20 protein-coding genes and 1 pseudogene are annotated in these 18,922 nt (G+C 65.6%); 9 read left to right on the top strand and 12 right to left on the bottom strand.

What is annotated here, in order from left to right; genetic code table 11:
* The first annotated feature begins 9 nt into the window (after positions 1–9).
* Positions 10–936 carry an oxidoreductase gene (locus LDL21_RS07540; protein WP_372462169.1) on the top strand — a complete coding sequence of 309 codons (927 nt, stop codon included), beginning with the start codon at positions 10–12 and terminating at the stop codon, positions 934–936.
* A 71-nt stretch (positions 937–1,007) separates the two neighbouring features.
* On the opposite strand, the gene LDL21_RS07535 is transcribed toward LDL21_RS07540, so the two are convergent.
* From LDL21_RS07535 to LDL21_RS07525, 3 genes are all read right to left on the bottom strand, one after another.
* Positions 1,008–1,595 (bottom strand): CPBP family intramembrane glutamic endopeptidase, encoded by a 588-nt coding sequence (locus LDL21_RS07535; protein ID WP_225279380.1) that lies wholly within the window; start codon positions 1,593–1,595, stop codon positions 1,008–1,010.
* Between the two features lie 372 nt (positions 1,596–1,967).
* Positions 1,968–3,161 carry an FAD-dependent monooxygenase gene (locus tag LDL21_RS07530; protein WP_225279379.1) on the bottom strand — a complete coding sequence of 398 codons (1,194 nt, stop codon included), beginning with the start codon at positions 3,159–3,161 and terminating at the stop codon, positions 1,968–1,970.
* Positions 3,162–3,189: 28 nt separating this feature from the next.
* Complete coding sequence (locus LDL21_RS07525) at positions 3,190–4,665, bottom strand: MFS transporter (RefSeq protein ID WP_225279378.1); 1,476 nt, start codon at positions 4,663–4,665, stop codon at positions 3,190–3,192.
* A gap of 262 nt (positions 4,666–4,927) precedes the next feature.
* Between LDL21_RS07525 and LDL21_RS07520 the strand changes: the two genes are divergently transcribed.
* Both LDL21_RS07520 and LDL21_RS07515 read left to right on the top strand, forming a co-directional pair.
* Positions 4,928–6,154: a sensor histidine kinase gene (locus LDL21_RS07520; RefSeq protein WP_225279377.1), complete on the top strand. Its 1,227-nt coding sequence runs from the start codon at positions 4,928–4,930 to the stop codon at positions 6,152–6,154.
* The gene (locus tag LDL21_RS07515) at positions 6,151–6,840 is read left to right on the top strand and encodes a response regulator transcription factor (protein ID WP_225279376.1); all 690 of its coding nucleotides are present in this window, start codon (positions 6,151–6,153) and stop codon (positions 6,838–6,840) included. Before LDL21_RS07520 ends, LDL21_RS07515 begins: the two co-directional genes overlap by 4 nt.
* Positions 6,841–6,923: 83 nt before the next feature.
* Here the strand turns inward: LDL21_RS07515 and LDL21_RS07510 are convergent, their stop codons facing one another.
* Positions 6,924–7,424 (bottom strand): SgcJ/EcaC family oxidoreductase, encoded by a 501-nt coding sequence (locus tag LDL21_RS07510; protein WP_225279375.1) that lies wholly within the window; start codon positions 7,422–7,424, stop codon positions 6,924–6,926.
* Between the two features lie 62 nt (positions 7,425–7,486).
* Between LDL21_RS07510 and LDL21_RS07505 the strand changes: the two genes are divergently transcribed.
* The gene (locus tag LDL21_RS07505; protein WP_225279374.1) at positions 7,487–7,972 is read left to right on the top strand and encodes a MarR family winged helix-turn-helix transcriptional regulator; all 486 of its coding nucleotides are present in this window, start codon (positions 7,487–7,489) and stop codon (positions 7,970–7,972) included.
* Between the two features lie 12 nt (positions 7,973–7,984).
* On the opposite strand, the gene LDL21_RS07500 is transcribed toward LDL21_RS07505, so the two are convergent.
* The 3 genes and pseudogenes from LDL21_RS07500 to LDL21_RS07490 all read right to left on the bottom strand — a co-directional run.
* Positions 7,985–8,785: an alpha/beta fold hydrolase gene (locus LDL21_RS07500; protein WP_225279373.1), complete on the bottom strand. Its 801-nt coding sequence runs from the start codon at positions 8,783–8,785 to the stop codon at positions 7,985–7,987.
* Between the two features lie 66 nt (positions 8,786–8,851).
* A complete protein-coding gene (locus LDL21_RS07495) occupies positions 8,852–9,298 on the bottom strand; it encodes a PaaI family thioesterase (RefSeq protein ID WP_181698282.1) in 447 nt (148 codons plus the stop codon).
* A gap of 50 nt (positions 9,299–9,348) precedes the next feature.
* Positions 9,349–9,996 (bottom strand): annotated as a pseudogene (locus tag LDL21_RS07490) (DUF6670 family protein); the annotation flags it as partial.
* Positions 9,997–10,047: 51 nt separating this feature from the next.
* On the opposite strand from LDL21_RS07490, the gene LDL21_RS07485 reads away from it, so the two are divergent.
* Entirely contained in the window at positions 10,048–10,434 is a 387-nt protein-coding gene (locus LDL21_RS07485) for a winged helix-turn-helix transcriptional regulator (RefSeq protein WP_225279371.1), read from the top strand.
* A gap of 41 nt (positions 10,435–10,475) precedes the next feature.
* Here the strand turns inward: LDL21_RS07485 and LDL21_RS07480 are convergent, their stop codons facing one another.
* A complete protein-coding gene (locus LDL21_RS07480) occupies positions 10,476–11,210 on the bottom strand; it encodes a TetR/AcrR family transcriptional regulator (protein ID WP_372462168.1) in 735 nt (244 codons plus the stop codon).
* A gap of 289 nt (positions 11,211–11,499) precedes the next feature.
* On the opposite strand from LDL21_RS07480, the gene LDL21_RS07475 reads away from it, so the two are divergent.
* The gene (locus LDL21_RS07475; RefSeq protein WP_181698279.1) at positions 11,500–11,928 is read left to right on the top strand and encodes a hypothetical protein; all 429 of its coding nucleotides are present in this window, start codon (positions 11,500–11,502) and stop codon (positions 11,926–11,928) included.
* Between the two features lie 12 nt (positions 11,929–11,940).
* On the opposite strand, the gene LDL21_RS07470 is transcribed toward LDL21_RS07475, so the two are convergent.
* Positions 11,941–12,990: a fused (3R)-hydroxyacyl-ACP dehydratase subunits HadA/HadB gene (locus tag LDL21_RS07470; protein ID WP_225279370.1), complete on the bottom strand. Its 1,050-nt coding sequence runs from the start codon at positions 12,988–12,990 to the stop codon at positions 11,941–11,943.
* Between the two features lie 80 nt (positions 12,991–13,070).
* Positions 13,071–13,808 (bottom strand): DUF8817 family protein, encoded by a 738-nt coding sequence (locus tag LDL21_RS07465; protein ID WP_225279369.1) that lies wholly within the window; start codon positions 13,806–13,808, stop codon positions 13,071–13,073.
* A gap of 156 nt (positions 13,809–13,964) precedes the next feature.
* Between LDL21_RS07465 and LDL21_RS07460 the strand changes: the two genes are divergently transcribed.
* Positions 13,965–14,393 (top strand): ATP-binding protein, encoded by a 429-nt coding sequence (locus tag LDL21_RS07460; protein ID WP_225279368.1) that lies wholly within the window; start codon positions 13,965–13,967, stop codon positions 14,391–14,393.
* A gap of 33 nt (positions 14,394–14,426) precedes the next feature.
* Here the strand turns inward: LDL21_RS07460 and LDL21_RS07455 are convergent, their stop codons facing one another.
* Entirely contained in the window at positions 14,427–15,740 is a 1,314-nt protein-coding gene (locus tag LDL21_RS07455) for a lipase family protein (protein ID WP_225279367.1), read from the bottom strand.
* Between the two features lie 97 nt (positions 15,741–15,837).
* On the opposite strand from LDL21_RS07455, the gene LDL21_RS07450 reads away from it, so the two are divergent.
* Positions 15,838–16,515 carry a TetR/AcrR family transcriptional regulator gene (locus LDL21_RS07450; RefSeq protein WP_225279366.1) on the top strand — a complete coding sequence of 226 codons (678 nt, stop codon included), beginning with the start codon at positions 15,838–15,840 and terminating at the stop codon, positions 16,513–16,515.
* Positions 16,516–16,582: 67 nt separating this feature from the next.
* Positions 16,583–18,142 (top strand): AMP-binding protein, encoded by a 1,560-nt coding sequence (locus tag LDL21_RS07445; RefSeq protein WP_225279365.1) that lies wholly within the window; start codon positions 16,583–16,585, stop codon positions 18,140–18,142.
* 63 nt (positions 18,143–18,205) lie between these two features.
* On the opposite strand, the gene LDL21_RS07440 is transcribed toward LDL21_RS07445, so the two are convergent.
* Positions 18,206–18,742, bottom strand: coding sequence for a hypothetical protein (locus LDL21_RS07440; RefSeq protein ID WP_225279364.1), 537 nt, complete (start codon positions 18,740–18,742; stop codon positions 18,206–18,208).
* Between the last annotated feature and the right edge of the window lie 180 nt (positions 18,743–18,922).

Raw genomic sequence — 18,922 nt, 5'->3', positions numbered from 1 at the left:
CGCTTCATGATCACACTTTCCTCTCCTTCCCAGATTCCGGATCAGACCGGCCGCACTGTCGTAGTCACCGGCGCCACCAGCGGGATCGGCCGTGCCGCGGCGGCTGTCCTGGCCGCCAAGGGCGCACGGCTCATACTCGCTGTCCGCGACCAGGAAAAGGGCCGTGCCGTCGCCGCCGAGATGAGTGGCACGGTCGAAGTTCGTCCGCTCGACTTCAGCTCGCTGACATCGGTCCGGCAGTTCGCGGACGGCATCGACAGCACAGTGGACGTGCTCATCAACAACGCCGGGACGATGACCGCCTCGCTACAGCACACCGCCGACGGTTTCGAACTCCAGTTCGGGGTCAACCACCTGGCGCCCTTCGCGTTGACGAACCTGTTGCTCGACCGGATCACCGACCGCATCGTGTCCACCTCGTCGACCGCCTACCGCTCCGCACAGCTCGATTTCGACGACTTGCAGTGGGCACAACGCCCCTACAAGCCGTTCGGCGCCTACGGTGCGTCGAAGTTGTCGGTCCTGCTGTTCACCGCCGAACTACAACGCCGCCTGAGTGCGGCCGGATCGCCGGTCGTCGCGACCACCGCGCACCCCGGCTGGGCTTCCACCGGCTTCCGGATCACCAGCGGCAGCAAGCTCCTGGACGCCCTGTCTGCAGTGTTCACGCCCTTGCTCGCCCAAGGCCCCGATGCCGGTGCGCTGCCCACCCTGCTGGCTGCCGTCGGCAACGTCCCAGGCGGCAGTTTCGTCGGCCCGAGCCGCTTCGGCGGTGTTCGCGGTCCGGCAACAGTGGGCGAAATATCCCCCGTGGCCAAGGATCCGGACTCCGCCGCGCGGCTCTGGCGTGTCTCCGAACACCTCACCGGCACGCGCTTCCCCTTCACCTCCGCGTCGCCGGCACCCGCCCCGATCACAGACGTCTCTGGAGCATGACGATGGACAGTGCCCGCACGACGGTGTCTCGTGCCGGACGGGGGTGTCGGTGGGCCGGCGCTGTTACGGGCTCAGCGCCGCTGCAGGCGCACGAGGTTGCCGCGCTTGTGAGCAGCGATGAGCATGGGCACGGCGAGTAGCAGGCTCACGACGACGGGAATGATCGACCCCTCGATGCCGAACTGGCCGCCGGTCAGCAACTCCGGGCCGGTCGGTTCGGCAATCAGCAAACCCGGGGACGCATGCCCCGATACCGGGATGCCGAGCAGCCCGACGGTGGTGTTCCAGGCGAAGTGCAGGCCAACCGCCACCCAGATACTGCGCAGCCACAGGAAAGCGGCGCCCAACAGCACGCCGGCCTCGACGGCGATCGCGAACCCGGTCCACAGCGTGGCGCCGGGGTTGGCCATATGGATGGCACCGAACAGCGCGGCGGTGATCGCCAGCGCCGCCCAACTGCCACACAGCCGTTCCAGTCCTTGCAACAACAAGCCGCGGAAGAGTAGTTCTTCGGTCACCGCCGCACCGAGTTGCACGGCAACGATGCTCACGACCGTCGCGACGGCGCTACCGGACACCCGAGTGAACGAGAACTCGGTGATCACCATGAGCATCGACACGGCGATGAACGTGAAGCCGAGCCCGATGCCGAGCAACACCCGGATCCCGGCCCGTGCCCTCGCTATCTCCGGCGTGCTTCGCCGCGCGACGTAGCGCATGACCGCCCAGTAGACGGCAACCGCGGCAACCGCGCCAACGACCGCAGGCACCGGCGACCCACCCGAGGACAGCGCAGACACCCCACCGACACCGACTGTCCCGACCGACATCCACACGATCGGCAACCGCAAGATGCGGCCCGCTCGCCCGGATTCGTGATCCGTAGGTGCGATCGACCTTGTGTGCACAGTGACCTCCAGTTGACCACGGCCGCACCGCGGCCCGCTGGAACACACCAGCGAATTCACCAACGAGCGGGCGGTCCGATTAGTTCTCAGAGCACACTCGTAGTGCCGAGCATGCCGCAGGCATCACGAGGCAATCCATCCGGGCTCAGGCAGTGTGAGGGCTGTGTGGGCCGGTCGACCGGTAGTCGGGGGTGTCATGGTGAGGTCGCGGAGTCGATGGTTGCGGGCTTGCAGCGCTTCGTCCGTGGTGGGAAAGAGTGCCGCTTCGCCGGTGGAGATCTGCGATTGGTTGAGTTCGATGAATGGGCGGCTGGCACGTTCGTAGGCGGTGAAGGCCGTGGTGTGGTCGTCGTGCGCGGCCAGGGATTCGGCGAGCATGTAGGCGCCGACGAGCGCGAGGCTCGACCCCTGCCCGGTCAGGAACGACGGTGCGTAGGCGGCATCGCCGACGAGTGCCACGCGCCCGGTGGACCATTGCGGCATGTGGACCTGACTTACCGTGTCGAAGAAGGGATCTGGGGAATCGCACATGGCCTCGACGATTTCCGGCACCTTCCATCCGTCGTCGCCGAAGAGTGTGGATATCAGTGCACGTCGAGTCTCGCTGTCGCGGAGGGTTTCGTGGGATGGTTCGGGGTGGGCGAAGGTCAGGAGGGCGTGTACGTCGTTGCTGTTTCCCACGGCGTAGAGAGCGGCGGCTCGTCCGGGGGTGTTCCAGATGAGCGCTTCGTGTGAGAGCCCGAATGTGTTGGGCATGGTGCAGATCGAGAAGCAGTAGCCGAGGTAGCGCAGGTAGTTCTGTTCGGGGCCGAAGGCGAGAGTCCTGGTGCGTGAGTGCAATCCGTCGGCGCCGACGACAAGACCGAAACCGCGTTGGGCGCCGCTGTGGAAAGTGACGTCCACAGCGTGCTCGTGTTCGGCGAGCGCGTCGACGGAATCGTCGAAGACGAACTCCACGTCGTCACGGACTGCCGTGTACAGGACGTTCGTCAGCGTCTCCCTGGGGACTTCGAGGTCATGTCCGTCGACTCCCCCGACCACCGCCTGCGGATGAACGACAGCGGCCCGACTGCCGTCGGCTTCGAGGAAAGTGACCCGCTGTGTGTCGATATGGGCTCGCTGGAGCTGCGGCAGAATGCCCATCCGGTGCGCGACCTCGACGGCGGTGCCACGCAGGTCGATCGGGTAACCGCCGCCGCGCACACCGGCGGACTTCTCGACCACCGTCACCTCGAATCCATACTTGTGCAACCAGAACGCCAACGCGGGACCCGCGATACTCGCGCCGGAAATCAGCACAGTTCCTCTGGATTTCATGTCGACTCCTCTGTTTCCGATGGAAGGCTCACGCGTGCGTTTCGACAGCCTGGCGCTCGGGTTTCGGCGCGGGCATCCGACGCTGCGGGCGCGTGGTTCGAACAAGAAGGACGACCACGACGGCGGCGATCGCGAAGGCCGCGGTGGCAATCGCGATATAGCTGAATACGCCGGTCGCCGAGTTCACCGTCTCACCGTCCGCGACGACAGTGGTCGATGCGAGAACGGCCGCGCCGACGAAGTCGAACACCACGGCCCCGGTCGAGACCATCACCATGACCAGGCTGGACACGACGCCCTGCCGTTGCGCCGATGCCAAGTCGCCCGCCATGTTGAAGCCCGACGCACCCAACGCCGCGACCGTGACCCCGAGCAGGAATGCGAAGCACAGCGCCGCCACCAACTGGGACGCACCGAGGAACATTCCGATGGTGGCAACGGTTCCGAGCATGACCGCCCCGGCCAGAGTTCGGGCAGGCCCGATTCGCGTACCCAACCAGCCGGCCACCGGCCCGCCGAGCATGACGCCGACAGCGGGTGCCGCGAGAAGCAACGCCACCGACCCGCGTCCACCGAGTCCGTAGCCCAAGTTCTGGTCCGCCGAGATATCACTGATGAGCGGGATGAGTTGAAGCATGCTCTGGTAGGAACCCGCACCGAGGAAGACCACCAGAAGTGTGAGAAGCAGTGGCTTGCCGAGGTTTGCGATGTCGATCAGCGGATCAGCCTTTCGACTGGAGACTGTGAACCATCTGACCAACGCCACGACCCCGCCGAGGAGTAGGGCAAGCGGTCCGACAGCGGACCACCCGAGATCGGGACCCATGCTGATGTAACCGAGCACTCCGAGCAGACCGCCGCCGAGCAGCAACGCACCCGAGATGTCGAGCCGGCCCGGGGTCTTCACGAGCGATTCGGGAACCAGGAAACGCACGCAGACAGCCATCGCCACCGCGACAGCGGCCGAGATGAGAAACAGAATCTGAAAGCCGAACTCCGTCGCCAGCTTCTCGACGAGAAAACGGGAGGCGACATTGAGGATCGCAGTGCCGGTGGTCACGATGCCGACGATGATCATGGCCAGGCGTGGCGTGCAGACGGTTCGCACGATCGCGACCGAAAGGAACATGGCGGCCAACGCGGCTCCCTGCAGCATGCGACCGATCACGAATATCCACATCGTCGGGGCAACCGCGCAGATCAGCGCACCGACACAACTGATGAGCAGAGTCAGCACGAGGACTCGGCGTTTTCCGTATATGTCCGCGCTCTTACCGAGCAATGGGGCCCACATCACGCCCGCCAGCATCGCGGTGGCATTGAGCCACGCCGCCTGGTCGGTGCCGAAATGGTCGAGCATCTCGGGCAGGACGATCAGCGGTGCGCCGATCGCCGAATCCACCACGAAGTTCACCAGGGCCAGGATCGCCACGAGGCCGAGAAGTCGCCGACTCCACCTCGTGTGAAGACCGACGTTCGCACCGTCGGTTGTGTTCTGCTGCATCGACTTCGGCTCCTCACCAGACTTTGATTCCCCGACTCGGCGGGATTCGCGCCGGCCAGGGGCCTTCTGGTTACAACCGTTCCAGCGGAGCCGTCGGCGGGCATCGTCCCTCGTCACCGATTGCCGCTGGTGCTGTCGCACCAGCCGACTGCGCACTCCCTGGTGCGTAGGAACCGGGTCGAGCGCCTTGCGGTCGCGGGACGCTCGCCACGCGTATCTTGGGCGAGGTGTTGCCGAACCAGCAGCGTCCCCCGATCCGGTGATGGTCACCCAGCAGGTGGCACGACGACCGGTGTGGTGGCGCGAGGCGCTCGTCCTCGCGACGGCGTTCCTGCTGTGCCTGTCCGGCGGGATCTTTCACCCCGACAACACCTTCGGATGGCCGCCGATCGCCACCTATGTCGTCGCGGTTGTGTCGTGCGCGGCGCTGGTCGTGCGGCATCGGGCGCCGGTAGCCGTGGTCGCGGTAACCACCGCGTGCGGGATGCTGGTCGCCCCGTTGGGCCTGCTGTCGACCCCGCTGATCGTGGTGCCCGTCGCGATCGCCGCCTACGCGCTGGCGCTGCACACCGAGCTGAGGGTGACGATCGCGGTCCTGCTTCCCGCCGTGGCATTGCTGGTCGCGGCTACCCCGCTTCTCGACGGGCTGTCCTGGCAGGACGCCGGCAGGCTGCTGTCGGTGGCGGCGCTCCCGCTGATCGCCGGGGCGCTCGGCACTGCGACGCAGAGCAGGCGCGCCTACCTGGCCGCGATGGAAGAGCGGGCACTGCGTGCCGAGGAGAGCCGGGAGAGCGAAGCGCGGCGCAGCGTCGCCGAGGAACGGGTGCGCATCGCCCGCGAACTCCACGATGTCGTCGCACACCAGATCACCCTCGCCAATGCCCAGGCTGTTGTTGCCGCGCACGTGTTCGACTCCCAGCCGGAACAGACCCGCTCCAACCTGAACAACATCATCGAGACCACGAGAAACGCCCTCGACGACCTGCGCGCCACGGTCGGACTGCTGCGCCAGGCCGGGGACGCGAACACTCCCGCCGAACCGTCACCCGGCCTGGCCCAGCTCCCCCGGCTGCTCGAGTCGTTCGACCGTGCGGGGCTGCGAGTGACGATGGACAACGACGGCACGCCCAAACCGCTACCGCCAGGCGTGGATCTCACTGCCTTCCGGATCATCCAGGAGGCCCTGACCAACGTAGGCAAACACGCCGGAACCGGCCACGCTCGAATCCGCCTGTCCTGGAGCCACGACCTGCTCGGCATCACCGTCGCCGACGACGGACCCGATTCGCGAGCAGCGAAAAGGCCGAGCTTCACGAGGTCGGACCGGCCATCGGGCTACGGGCTCATCGGTATGCGAGAACGCGCCAAGGCGGTCGGGGGTCAGCTCTCCACCGAAAACAGCCCGGCGGGTGGCTTAATCGTCGCCGCCCACTTGCCAATCACATCGGCGAACCCAACCGGTGACACGGAGAACGGTAGTCCCCCATGACAATTCGAGTGCTACTTGCCGACGACCAGGCCCTGCTCCGACAAGCGTTCCGTACGCTCCTCGACACAGCCGACGACATCAGCGTGGTCGGCGAGGCCGCCGACGGCGCGCAAGCGGTGCGGCTCACCCGTGAACTGCGCCCCGATGTGATCATCATGGACATCCGGATGCCCGAGACCGACGGCATCACCGCCACCACACAGATCTGCGCGGACCCGCACTTGCGCGACAGCCGAGTCCTCGTCCTCACCACCTACGAGACCGACGAATATGTCGCGCAGGCACTACGCGCGGGCGCGAGCGGCTTCATCGGAAAGGGCATCGGCGCGGCGGATCTGCTCGCTGCCGTGCGCACCATCGCGGACGGCGAAACCCTCCTCTCCCCCGCCGCGACGCGAGCCTTGATCGCCCGCTTCCTCGCAACCCCATCCGGCGACGGTGCTACGCACGCCTCCGAGAAACTCGACGTACTCACCCCGCGCGAACGCGAAATGACGATGCTTGTCGCACAAGGCCTTTCCAACAAAGAGATCGCCGAACAACTGTTCGTCAGCCCGTTCACCGTCCGCGCCCACGTACAGCGCGCCATGAACAAACTGCACGCTCGCGATCGTGCACAACTCGTCGTCATAGCCCACCAGACCGGGCTGGTCAACCACGCCGACGACGGCACCCGCCCGCCGTGACCTCCCGGTTGCCGGGAGCTTCGAAGGATGGGTCGGGGCGTCAGCGCCGATCATCATCGCCAGCGAGTTCGCGGGAAACGCTGCTATGCGGTTCGACCGCCCAGCCCGAGTGTATGGGCGATCCGTGCCATCAGCTGAGACATCTTGGACGGGAACGAATTCGGTTCCGGCACCGTGACCGGGCGGACCCGGGCATTGTGAATTGCTGTTATTTTCCAGCCATTTTCGGTGCGCAGCAGCACGATGGTCTGCCGCGAGAGCCGCCGCTTCGGCAGGCGTGAGCGCCACGGCATCAATACCGAGGCGGTGCCGTACACGATCGCCACATCCGGGCTGATGTAGCGGATGGACTCCAGTTCACCGATCAGGGCTGATCCGGCCAGGACTCCCCGGAACAGTCGGTCGTGGTTGCGCTGATGCTGTTCACGGCCGATGGCACGGGTGCCGTCGTAGGAGACGTAATCGGAGTCCTCGGTGAAGAGTGCGCCGAAGGCTTCGGCGTCATTGGCGGTCCAGGTCCGCTGGAGTTGCCGGAACACCTCCCCGATGGCGATGTCGTCGGTGATGGGCCGGGTCTGGTTCATGGATCGAGCCTCTCGGTGCTATCATTTCGATCGTCGAAATAAACGATAACAGGAAGTTTCGAATGTCGAAAGATGCTGAATTCATCGCCGAGATCGGACAGCAGCTGCGGCTGCTACAGCGCAGCTTCGACACCTTCGACGAGGCGGTCGCCGCGCACTTGCGGCTCAATCGCACCGACATGCGGTGTCTCGACATCGTGTTGGGACGCGGCCCCCTCCCCGCGGGTGAGCTGAGTACCGCGCTGCGGCTCAGCCCGGCCGCCACCACCACGGTCATCGACCGGCTCGAACGGGCCGGATACGTCTCGCGCGCACAGGATCCGGACAATCGGCGGCGCGTGCTCATCGAGCCGACCGCGGACGCGCGGCGTATGGCGGAGCTCCTCTTCGAACCCGTGGGTCGGGCCGGAGCGACCGCGCTCGAACGCTACGACAGCGACCAACTGCGGCTGATTCTCGACTTCCTCGCCACGGCCCTGCGCGTCCACCAGGAGCAGACTGACCTGGTCGCAGAACGCACCCGGAACGAAGGATCCGCGCCCAGTTAGTGGCCGAAACCCTCAGTCAGGGCGGGGTGGATCCTCGGGCTGCGGATGGCCGGCCGTGGTGGCGAGGATGGTTCCCGCGACCAGTTCGGGATCGTCGATCATCGGGACGTGACCGACGCCTCGGAGGACCCGGAAGTGAGTTTGTTCGGGGAGGCGTAGCCGGGCGATGGGGGTGTTCACCGCGAGCGGCAGGAGGCGATCGTCCTCGGCCCAGGCCACCGTCATGGGGCACGGGAGATCCGGCAGAGGTGCGATGTACTCGTCGGTGCTGAGCAGGTCGGTGGTGACCGGGCATTCGGTCAGGTCATGGACGATATCGAGAGCTTGCGCACTGCTGATTCGGTCGCCACGAGTCGCGATGTTGCGCAGTGCGAGCCGCCGGATCAGGGGTGATCGCAAGCCGAGCGGCGCCAAGGGCCTGCCGAGACGAGCGGTTGCCGCCTCGCGAGCGATGATCGAGGTCCCGTGAGTTTGACTGGCGCGGCGCGGTTCCCAGAACCCGGCCGGAGACAGGGCACATACGCTGCGGGCCCGGCCTCGGCGTGCCAGTTCGATCGCGATCCATCCGCCGAGGGAGTTCCCGGCCAGATGCACCTGGTGAAGGCCGAGGGTATCCAGCAGCGCTTCGATGTCATCCACCAGATGACTCACCCGGGTCGGCCGCTGTGTCGGCTTCGGTCCGTCGCGATGGCCCAGCAGCGTAGGGGCGATGACGTGGTGGTGCGGCGCCAACAGCGGAACAACGTCGGCCCAGGCGCGTTCCGACATCGTGAGGCCGTGCAGCAAAACCAGCGGTGGTCGGTTTGCGTTCATGATCGTCCTTCGGGAAGCGTCGGCCCGTATCCGGCTGGTGCGGAATGTGGAGAGCGGCGAGCTGATTCAGCTGAGGATGAGGCAGGTCGTGGTGGCGTGCGCGACCAGATGCCCCTTGTCGTCGTGGACGCGTCCTTCGGCGGTGGCGGTCGTGCGTCCGGCGTGGATCACCGAACCGGTGGCAGTGAGGGGACCTGCGTCGGTGGACACGGTCCGCAGGTAGTTGACCTTGAGTTCGAGGGTTGTGTAGCCGACGCCGGGGGCCAGCATGGTGTGCACCGCGCATCCCATGACAGCGTCGAGAAGTGTCGCGCAGATCCCGCCGTGCACGGTTCCGAGGGCGTTGGCGAAATCCGGTTGGGGAGTGACCGATCCGGTGACTTCGCCGCTGTCGACGGTATGGATCGTGATGCCCATCAACCGGGCGATCGAGGGGCGTTCGTCGGTGACGGCAGCCAAGGCACGCACGACCTCGAGGCCGGTCATGGTGGACAGGTCGGTTGGGTGGCTCATCAGGTTCGATCCTTCATCGCGGCGGGACGTGTGTCGATCAGCGGGCTCGGTCAGCGGCGTCGGTCGGAGTATTCGAGGTAGGCGAGGCCGTCCACGCGGTGGTCGGCGATGTGGCCGTGGTAGCGGAATCCGCCGATATAGCCCATGCCCGCGTAGAGCCATTCGGTGTCGACGGTGCCGGTGATCTCGACGGCGGTGTTCCCTTTGCCGTCGGTGGCGGTCCACCGGAACGTGTCGGGCATGGTCATGGCCGGGGTGGCGTTGGCGACCTGCGGAACCGGCTGTGTCGACAAGACTTCGAATGTCACTTGATTGCCGAGTGCGCAGACTCCGCCCGCTTCGCTGCGCCAATAGGCGGCCAGCCAACCCGGTCGACCGGCTACGCCGGTGGCAACCAGGATCAGCCGAGTGTCTTCGTCTACAGGAATGATGTGGTAGGTGAAGAAGTCGAGGGGAATCTTGCGGGACGGCGGAAGCGGCTGGGCGCGCAGCATCTGGGGTGAGCGGATCACCGCGTACTCGTAGGTGCAGAGTCCGGAGACTCGCGTGGTTTGCCCGGCGTGCGTGATTGTGCCCGCGTAGTGGGCGAACAGGGCCACATGCCGGTAGAGCGGATTGTCGATGAACCAGAGCGTCTCGCCGGTGGCCGTCAGCTCCAGATCCACGGCCAGGTCATCGAACCGGGACCGCAGACGAAAGTTCGGGAAGGCATGGTGGTTCGATTTTCAAACCACACTAGGATCTTGTGGATGAGTGACGCAAGAGTCCCCCGCCCCGGAGTCGCGGTTCGGGGTTCTGCTACGGGCCAGCCCCTCATGGCCGCGTTCGATCTTCTCGGCCGCCGCTGGGCGATCCTGGTGCTGTGGCAACTGCGAACCGAGCCGCTCGGATTTCGCGACCTCCGCCGCGCGCTGCCCGACATTTCCTCGAGCGTGCTGAGCACCAGACTGCGCGAACTCGTCACCGTCGAAGTCGTGTACACCACCGAAGCGGGCAAATACGCTCTCACCCCGATCGGCGTGGAACTGCTCTACGCGCTCGCCCCACTGAAGGCATGGTCACACAGCTGGGCCCGTCGGCTCGGTGCCGAGGAATTCGAATTGGGCCAACCACCCAGCCACGACGGGTTGCTCTGATCGCTGTCGGCGGTGGCCACCGGCCGGGTCGAGCCCGGCGGTCAGGGGCGTGGTCGAGTGCGGCGCATCGCTTCGAGGCGGTCGAGTAGCGCCTCGAGAGCTTCTTCGAACTCATCGGCCGCGCGGTCGGCCGCCAGGTGACTCTGTAGGCGATGCACGTTCGGGTAGTCGGCCAGATCCGAGGATTCGTGCTGCCCGGGCTCGGCGGTGGTGACCGGGCTCAGCTCGACTCCCCTGGTCGCCACCTCGAGCAGGAGGTGGCCCAGCAGGAACGTGGCGAAGGAACGGTAGGCCTGAACCGCCTGACGGTCGTCGAACCCATAGCGGAGCATGGTGCCGAGGAAGGACTCCATCCAGTTCAGGCTGCGCAACGGCGGGCACAGCCAGGGCGCCTGCGGCGGGCTCGATGCCATCAACGGGAACACCTCGGGGTGCTCGATGGCGACGCGGCGCACGCCGTGCGCGAGGCGCTGCAGATAACCCTGCCAGCTGCCGCCCGCACCGTCGGGCTCCATCAGGTTCTGCTCGTAGAGCTGGTCGACGAGGTGATCGACCACCCCGGCCAGCAGATCGTCACGCCCGGACACGTATCGGTACAGGGCCATGGCTTCCACGCCGAGCCATGAACCGAGGCGGCGCATCGTGAGGTGGGCCAGGCCTTCCTCGTCGATCAGTGCGATCGCGGATTCCAGGATCAGCACCCGATCCAGTCGCGGGGCGCGACGGGTGCCTCCGTCGCGTGGACTGCTGTCGCGCAGCTCGGCGCCCGAGTCGATCGTGTCCTCGCTCAGGGCGGAGCTCCTGTCAAAATCCTCGGGCCCTGGTCTTCCAGCACGCCACCATAACCCCAGGATACCGGGATGTTCCGGCTGGACTCAACATACCCCGTCACACGGTCGTCAACACACAGGTTTACAAGATAAACGGCCATATGTTTATCTTGTAAACGGCGGCCGCCGAGCCCGGCCGATGCCGAGCAGGCACGGCTCGCGGCCTCGGCAGTCGAAACTCGCGCAGAGGTCGTGGTCACGGGCCACTCGGTTCGGGAAATTGAGGAGTGACGTGATGGACAAGCCCGTGATGCTGCGGATGGACAGTACTGCGCGGACGACGCCCGGTTACTCCGATCGGCAGTGGGCGGTGCGCGAGGCGGTGCTGAAATGGGCGCACAACGAAGAACTTTCCGACAACGCCGGCCGAGTCCTCGGCGCCTTCGCCGTCGGGGCGTCGGTCGGTTGGCCGGGCGAATCCCTCACCGAGAACGAAGTAGTCCGTGCGTCGCAGTGGTTGACGAGGATGGGACTGTTCGACTCCGTCGATCTCGACCCGGCATTCGGTCACCGGACAACCATCTATCGCCCTCGGATCACCACCGAAGGCATCCGCGTCGCTCGCGGCCCGGGTGGGGTACGCGGAATTTCCTGGCCGGGCATGGCAATTCGACCATCCACTCCACCGAGCGACCTCGCTCCTCCGCCGCAGCAGACCGGGTAGTCGATCCGGTTGTCAGGTCGGCGAGAGTCGGACCTTCGCCGTTGCTCGTCCGAAGATCTTCCGACCCCGACAGGTGGCGACGATTGCCACGACCGCTGTCCGCTGCTGCGGATCGACCGACCTCACGGTCCCCGAGAACTCGACACTCGCGCCGGCGCTGGTGACATAGACCGGGCTGGTGAACCGGACCGCATACTCGAGGACAGCGCCGGGATCGCCCAGCCACGAGGTGAGATAACCCGCGCCGAGGCCCACGGTCAGCATGCCGTGAGCAACCGGAGCGTCCAGGTTCACCGCTTGCGCGGCTTGCGGGTGCCAGTGGATCGGATTCGGGTCACCGGCCACACCGGCATAGTTGACCAGGTCCCCCAGGGTGAGAGAGAAGACCCGCCGGGGTAGTTGCTCGCCCTCCGTGACGGACTCGAAGCGACGCGTATGGCCACCGTGTGCGCCCGGCTCCGATCTCGGACGTGGATCTGATCCATTGCGAGCCCGTGGGCGGAGTCCAGCACCCGACGGCCAGTCGTGAAAACCGCGCATCACAAGGTGATCGGCCGAGTGAGACCTGGTGGCGCCGCCCTCCGCTCGACCGACGAAACTAGTCCGCGAAGTGATCAGCGGGCAATCGTGCTGGTCTGTGATCTCTGTTTTGAATTCGAAGAGTTCGCTCCCGAAAGCACCGCGAAACGACTCGAAGCCGACATCGCAGGTCAGTGCGTCACCAGGACGAATCGGCTTGTGGTAGTTGACAACCTGATCGGTTTGCATGATCCGACTCAGATCGTATCCACCGGCCACGGTGTCGAACATAGCTCTTTGCGCCCGAAACGCGGGGATCGCGAAGAAGGTGAGCGGCGCGATCAGCCCTCCGTAGCCGAACTCCACACCGGCAGATTCCGACCGGTGCACCGGATGACTGTCCTGGACCGCCCGCGCGAACTGACGGATCTCCTCTCGCCCCACGACATACCGGTCGTCGCAGCGATAGGTGCACCCCACCATGGTCGACGGGTGGAGGGCAACGACCGCCGCTCCCCCGATCTTCGTGCTGGTCATCGCCATAGCGAGCAAGAGTAGTGTCCGTTGCCGTGTCGGCGGTGTCACCGGAGCCCGGAGTGTCGAGAGCGAATGCCGAGTCCCGCTCACAGTCCGGCTTCGAGCTCCGCGATCCGTCGACGCGCATCACCGAGCTCCGCCCCACCGGTCCCGAGTCCTCTGGCGCGAGCCAGCAGTTCCCGCGCCAGAGCCGGATCGTCTTGGCGCACAGCTACATCCGCCCGAACCACCAACAGCTTGATCAACTGGACCGCCGTCGGCTCCTCATCGGTGCGACTGAGGGCCCGATCCAGGACCTTGACCGCCAGCTCCAGATCCTGCTTGGAATCGGCGAAGAGCGACCCCATGTGGACAGCCCGATCGAATGTCTCCTTCGGCAACGGCCGGTGCCGCTGATCCGGGCTGATCGGCTGCGCGACCTGGATCGTGTTCCCACCCGGATCGGTCACCAGGAACTCGCGCACCCCGTAGCTCCTGTCCGTCAACGCACCGACCCGCGGCACACCGTGTACGGGCACCGACCCGTACGCCTCGCGCAGCCCCTCGGTGAAAACCCCGTACAGGTAATCGACGTCGTCGGTGTCGACCAGGCAACCGTGCGTCGAGGAAGTCGGATCGAAATCCTTGTCTCCGTAGAAGTTCAGCTCGATCCCCCCACGTTTCACACTCAGAAACTGGTAGGGCGCCGTCTGTTCGAACGTGATCTCGAATCCGATTGCGGTATAGAACTCACCCACCGACTCGATCGACCGTGCCATCAATCTGGGAATCGTCTTTTCTGTCATGCCCTCGACGCTAGGAGTTGGGCTCGACCGGTCGCACATAGAAGTGAGAACCCCGACATTCGCTGGTCATCGAACGTCCGGATCTATCTCGATTCAAAATCCCTGTGGCGGAATTCGTTTCGGCCGGCATCCGTTTCGCAACGGCTCAGCCGGGTAGCCGTGCTGTAACAAGCCACGAGGCAGGAGGGAAGGGTCATGACGAGACCGATACTGGAAGCCCGGAGCCGCAACACGGTCCACAACGAGGGCATGGAGGTCGACTTGGACTCCCTCACGCCCGCGAGTACGCGGGTCATGGTGCGTGATTTCCTCGCCCCGTTGCCCGAAACCGCGGTCGCGGACACGATCCAGGTGTTCGACGAGCTCGCGAGCAACGCCCGCCGCCACGGGCTCCCACCACGAAGTGCCCGCATCTCGCTGAACCACGTCCGCGACCGGGTACGCATCGAAGTAGACGACACCGGCCCCGGTGAACCACACCCACGCGCCCCCGACCACACCGGCGGTCTCGGGCTGCTCGTGGTCGACAACCTCGCCAACACCTGGTCTTGTAGCCGGCACAACGGGCACAAAACCATCCAGGCCGAACTCACCTTCGCCCACGACGTCCGTCCCGCGGCGTGATCGGCACATCGAGCAGTTGCTCGTACAAGCCTCTCATCTGGGCAGCGGGATGTCGGCCTTGAAGCGGTCGCCGGGTGGCAGTCCGCGTAGTACGGCGCTGGTCCAGGCCACCGCCGGTGGCCAGCCGGCCGTGGCGTTGACGAGGTGTTCGGGGAGGGGCATGGTGTAGAACCGCAGGTCGGCGCCGCGGTTCCAGTAGTCCTGGACCGTCGGTAGAACGACGTCGGCGGGGATCAGTTCGTCCCAGATGCCGTGCCACCAGAAGATCGGGCTGTCCGGGATGTGGTGGCCGAGACTCTGTTCCGCGAGAATCCGCATGACGTCGGGGGTGGTTTCGAGCGATTTGCCCGGCTTGAAGTAGGCACTGATCGGCCGGTACGCGCCGGCCGCCGCGATCGTGTAGACACAGCGTTTGCCCATGTCCGCGACAATCGCCTGGCCTTCCGGGGTCAGCAGTTCCTCGGCGTCGAACTCGTCGGGGAATTCGCGTGACAGCGCGGCGAATCCGAGCCACATGGTGAAGTTGCTGATTCCGGTGAGCCCCGGCTGCGCGGCCACGGCGAAGCGGGCCTGGGCCTGCAGATCAGCGGGGAAACCGCCGACCGCGGTGCCGAGCAATCGCACGTCGGGCGCATAGGTCTGGCGCAGTTCGGCGGCGCGGATCGACCCCGAGCCGCCGCCGGAATAGCCGTAGAGTGCGATGCCGGAATCGACCAGCCCCAGCGCCGAATTCTTCATGGCGCGCAGGCTGTCGAGCACCATCTTGCCTTCGTCGTAGGTGTTGAAGGTGTTGAACTTGCCGTCGAAGTCCGCGACATTGATTGCGAAACCCTGGGCCAGCCAATAGACCGCGAGCGCGGCCTCTTTCATCGTTCCGGTCCGCAGGGTGTAGGACGGATTGCACGACGAGTCGGTCGAGTCGATCGCCTCCTGGAACGACACCACCGGCCGCGGGCTGCCCGACCAGGGGATGCCGGGAATGATCACCGAGGTCGCCGTGGCGATCGGATTGTCGTGCACATCGTTGCTGCGGTACAGCAGCTGTTCGGTGTGAACAGGGAAGGGTAGCCCGAGCAGCCGGGTCTGCACCGTGCGGGAACGGATGATCTGCCCGGGGGCGTAGGAACCCAGGTCGGCCGGGTCGTCGTACCACGGGTCCTCAGCGGGAACCGGAATCGGCAACAGATCGTAGAGCTGAGGCTCGGTGGGCAATTGCGGCAGTTGATTCTGATCCGGCGGAAAGCTCGGATACGGATCTGCCGCGGCGACCGTGGTGCCCGATATCGCCAGACACATCGCTGCCAGCGGGGCGAGCGCCCATCTCCGCGCAACTCTCGGGTTCTTCATCGAATCCTCACTTCGGTAGGTGACGCCGATTACAGCACGCCACCTTGTTGTTAACAAGAGCTCTTGTTGCTATTTCGTATTAGCTACGCTGATCTGCGTGACATCGATCGAAAAGCGCCCACGGCGAATCCAGGGCCTCGACGCCGAGCAGCGCCGAGCCCGTCGGCGCGAGCAGATCCTGCACGCCGCGTTCGAGCTGATCGCCGCCAACGGATACCCCAACACCTCCATCGAGCAGATCTGCCAGACCGCACTGGTCGGCAACAAGGCGTTCTACGAGTTGTTCGACAGCAAGGAGGCCTGCTACCTCGCCCTGTTGCAGCAGGTCAGCGAGCGATTGCAAGCCGACGTCGCCGCCGCGCTCGCGCGCGCACAGGGCGACCGCGATGCCGTCGTCGTCGAGACCCTCAGCGCCTTCGCACACGCCCTGGTCGACGACCCCCGCGTCGCCATCGTCACCTTCGGCGAGGCGAGCGCCATCTCGGCCACGGTCGAACAGCAGCGCCGCACCAACCGGAGATGGGCGGCCGAATTCCTTGAAACACTCTGGCGCGATTACGGATTCGTGCCCGCCACCGGTTCGCGCGTCGACCTGCACGCCCTGGCTGTCGCCACCATCGGCGGGCTGTTCGACACCGTCTCGGACTGGCTGCACCACACCACCCGCGGCACCTCGGGCGACATCGACACCCTCATCCGCGACCTCACGGCATTCACCCAGATCGTCCACCTCGGCCTGAGCGCAGCCGCGCGGACACCTGACCCGAGCAACTAAAAACAAGAGCCCTTGTTCAAAACAAGAGCTCATGTTGTAATCGGCTGCACCTACCGAAGGAGCAGCCATGCAGTGCCGCATGCATTCCGTTGCCACCACCGCACGTCAGATCGGTGCGCTCCAACGATCCGGGGTCATCGACCTTCGACGACCACTCCAGGTCGCGCGCACCGCACGCACGATGCGCACCTACGGCCCGATCGCCGGTGGCGTACGCAGCTCCGCACAACGGACGCCGGACCGGATCGCGCTCATCGACGGCGACCGGCGGATCACCTACCGCGAACTCGACGAACGCACCGACGCCATCGCCGCCCGCTGGTACCGGGACGGGTTCGGTACCGACCACACCATCGGCGTCCTCTACCCGGACGGCGCACCACTGGTCGAAACCATGGTCGCCGCAGGCAAACTCGGCGCGCGGCTGGTTCTGCTCAACACAGGTTTCGGCGCCACCCAGCTCACCGATGTACTGGCCCGCGAGCAAGTCGACGCACTCGTCCTCGACCCGAGCCTGCCCGTCGCGGCCACTCCCCTACCCGACACCATCACCGCGCTCACCCTCGATGGCAGCGGTTCCCAGCGGCCACCAACGCCGGCCCGGCAGGGCGGCTTCGTCCTGCTCACCGGCGGCACGACCGGAACACCGAAAGGTGCGCCACGCCGGGTCGAATCACCCTTGGCGGCAGCACAATTCGTCGACCGGGTACCGCTGCGACGCGAGCAGATCGTGCTGTTGTGCGCACCGTTGTTCCACGGAACGGCCCTGTCACAGTTCATCCTGGCGCTCAATCTCGGTTCCACGATCGTGCTGCACGGAAGATTCGACGCCGCCCGCGCGCTGGCCCAGATCGCCGAACACCGTGTCGAGATGGTCGTGCTGGTTCCGACCATGCTGCGGCGCATCCTCGATCTGAGCCCAGAAGTGTTGGCACACACCGACACCACCTCGCTGCGCATCGTGTTCACCGCAGGCGCGGCGCTACCCTCGGCGCTCGGCACCAAGGCGATCCAGACGTTCGGACCCGTGCTCTACAACTTCTACGGCTGCACCGAAACCGGCACCGCCACCATCGCGACCCCACAGAACTGGACAGCCGCACCCGGCACCGTCGGCAAGGCCCCGGTGGGCATCACCGTCGCGCTCTACCACGCCGACGGCACCCGCATCACCGAACCCGACGTCGTCGGGACCGTCTACGTCGGCAACTCGATCGCCTTCGCCGGATACTCCGGCGGCGGCTCCAAACAGACCCGCGACGGCCTGATGAGCACCGGCGACCTCGGCCACTTCGATTCCAGCGGAAGGCTTTTCATCGACGGCCGCGACGACGACATGATCGTCTCCGGCGGCGAGAACGTCTTCCCTGGCGAAATCGAAGATCTCCTCTACACCCACCCCGCGATCACCGAAGCAGCCGTCATCGGCGTCCCCGACGAAGAATTCGGCCAACGCCTCGCCGCCTTCATCGTCCCCACCGGCAACCTCGACGCCGACACCGTCCGCACCTACGTGAAAACCCACCTCGCCCGCTTCAAAGCCCCACGCGACGTCACCTTCGTCGACGACCTCCCCCGCACGCCCACCGGCAAGATAGACCGCCGGACCCTCCGCACCCTCCACTGACCGACGCTGCCGTTCAGGCCCCCAGGCCGGGAACCCTGTGCGTGCACCGATGCGGCGAGCACGTCACGTCATTCTCGCCGAAATCAGCGTGATTGCCGAGATCAGTGCTGATATGGCGAAAGCGACCAGGAGAACGATCGACAACGGCTCATACGTCATGCCGAAATCCCAAAACGCGGACAGCACAATGTAGGAGCCCACCGACGCGACGAGCAGGGCCACAGCACAGGCCGTTAGCAGAATCGCTCGACCGAGGGGGCGTCGCATGAGCAACAACACCACGCCGAGCAGCAGCCCCAAGCCGACAAGTCCCATGGCGACAGCGCCGAACCGCAAGAGACGAACAACCGATGGCTCGACCCATGGGTTGAGGGTTCCATCGGGGAAATACGGTACGACAACGGAGCTTTCGTACAGTCCGACCAGGAGGCCGGCCAACAGAACGAACGAAACCACCGCATCGAGTATCGCGAAGATCGCCGCCGCTGTCGTGGTGGTGCGCTTCGGAGACCGCTCCCTCTGATCCTGGAAACTGTCTCCTCTAGGCCCCTGCGCTGGCTGCGGATGCAGGCTTTTCCTTTGATGGTCCGCGTACGTCACCGCACTCCCCTTTTTTACCAAGCCATGCCGCCATAAAGCCGCGCAAATCTTGATCCGCCTGGATCACTTTGGACGACAACGCAAATCGTAGTCCGTATAACGACCAGTGCGCTCGGCAGCAGATTGCGTTCGGGCCGATGGACAGCTCGTAAGCGCCGCACCGACTGCCCTCCCCACCAC

It is taken from the genome of Nocardia rosealba (assembly GCF_020216065.1).
Taxonomy (GTDB): domain Bacteria; phylum Actinomycetota; class Actinomycetes; order Mycobacteriales; family Mycobacteriaceae; genus Nocardia; species Nocardia rosealba.
The sequence above is the reverse complement of the archived record's forward strand: the minus strand, read 5'-3'. Positions and strand labels throughout refer to the sequence as shown.

Coding starts and splice junctions, on each gene's coding strand:
- LDL21_RS07530 (WP_225279379.1), bottom strand. CDS start 3,161: ATGAAATCCAGAGGAACTGTGCTGATTTCCGGCGCGAGTATCGCGGGT.
- LDL21_RS07465 (WP_225279369.1), bottom strand. CDS start 13,808: ATGTGCGACCGGTCGAGCCCAACTCCTAGCGTCGAGGGCATGACAGAA.
- LDL21_RS07475 (WP_181698279.1), top strand. CDS start 11,500: ATGGACAAGCCCGTGATGCTGCGGATGGACAGTACTGCGCGGACGACG.
- LDL21_RS07505 (WP_225279374.1), top strand. CDS start 7,487: ATGTCGAAAGATGCTGAATTCATCGCCGAGATCGGACAGCAGCTGCGG.
- LDL21_RS07485 (WP_225279371.1), top strand. CDS start 10,048: ATGAGTGACGCAAGAGTCCCCCGCCCCGGAGTCGCGGTTCGGGGTTCT.
- LDL21_RS07515 (WP_225279376.1), top strand. CDS start 6,151: ATGACAATTCGAGTGCTACTTGCCGACGACCAGGCCCTGCTCCGACAA.
- LDL21_RS07525 (WP_225279378.1), bottom strand. CDS start 4,665: ATGCAGCAGAACACAACCGACGGTGCGAACGTCGGTCTTCACACGAGG.
- LDL21_RS07460 (WP_225279368.1), top strand. CDS start 13,965: ATGACGAGACCGATACTGGAAGCCCGGAGCCGCAACACGGTCCACAAC.
- LDL21_RS07445 (WP_225279365.1), top strand. CDS start 16,583: ATGCAGTGCCGCATGCATTCCGTTGCCACCACCGCACGTCAGATCGGT.
- LDL21_RS07520 (WP_225279377.1), top strand. CDS start 4,928: ATGGTCACCCAGCAGGTGGCACGACGACCGGTGTGGTGGCGCGAGGCG.
- LDL21_RS07455 (WP_225279367.1), bottom strand. CDS start 15,740: ATGAAGAACCCGAGAGTTGCGCGGAGATGGGCGCTCGCCCCGCTGGCA.
- LDL21_RS07495 (WP_181698282.1), bottom strand. CDS start 9,298: ATGAGCCACCCAACCGACCTGTCCACCATGACCGGCCTCGAGGTCGTG.
- LDL21_RS07510 (WP_225279375.1), bottom strand. CDS start 7,424: ATGAACCAGACCCGGCCCATCACCGACGACATCGCCATCGGGGAGGTG.
- LDL21_RS07500 (WP_225279373.1), bottom strand. CDS start 8,785: ATGAACGCAAACCGACCACCGCTGGTTTTGCTGCACGGCCTCACGATG.
- LDL21_RS07470 (WP_225279370.1), bottom strand. CDS start 12,990: ATGGCGATGACCAGCACGAAGATCGGGGGAGCGGCGGTCGTTGCCCTC.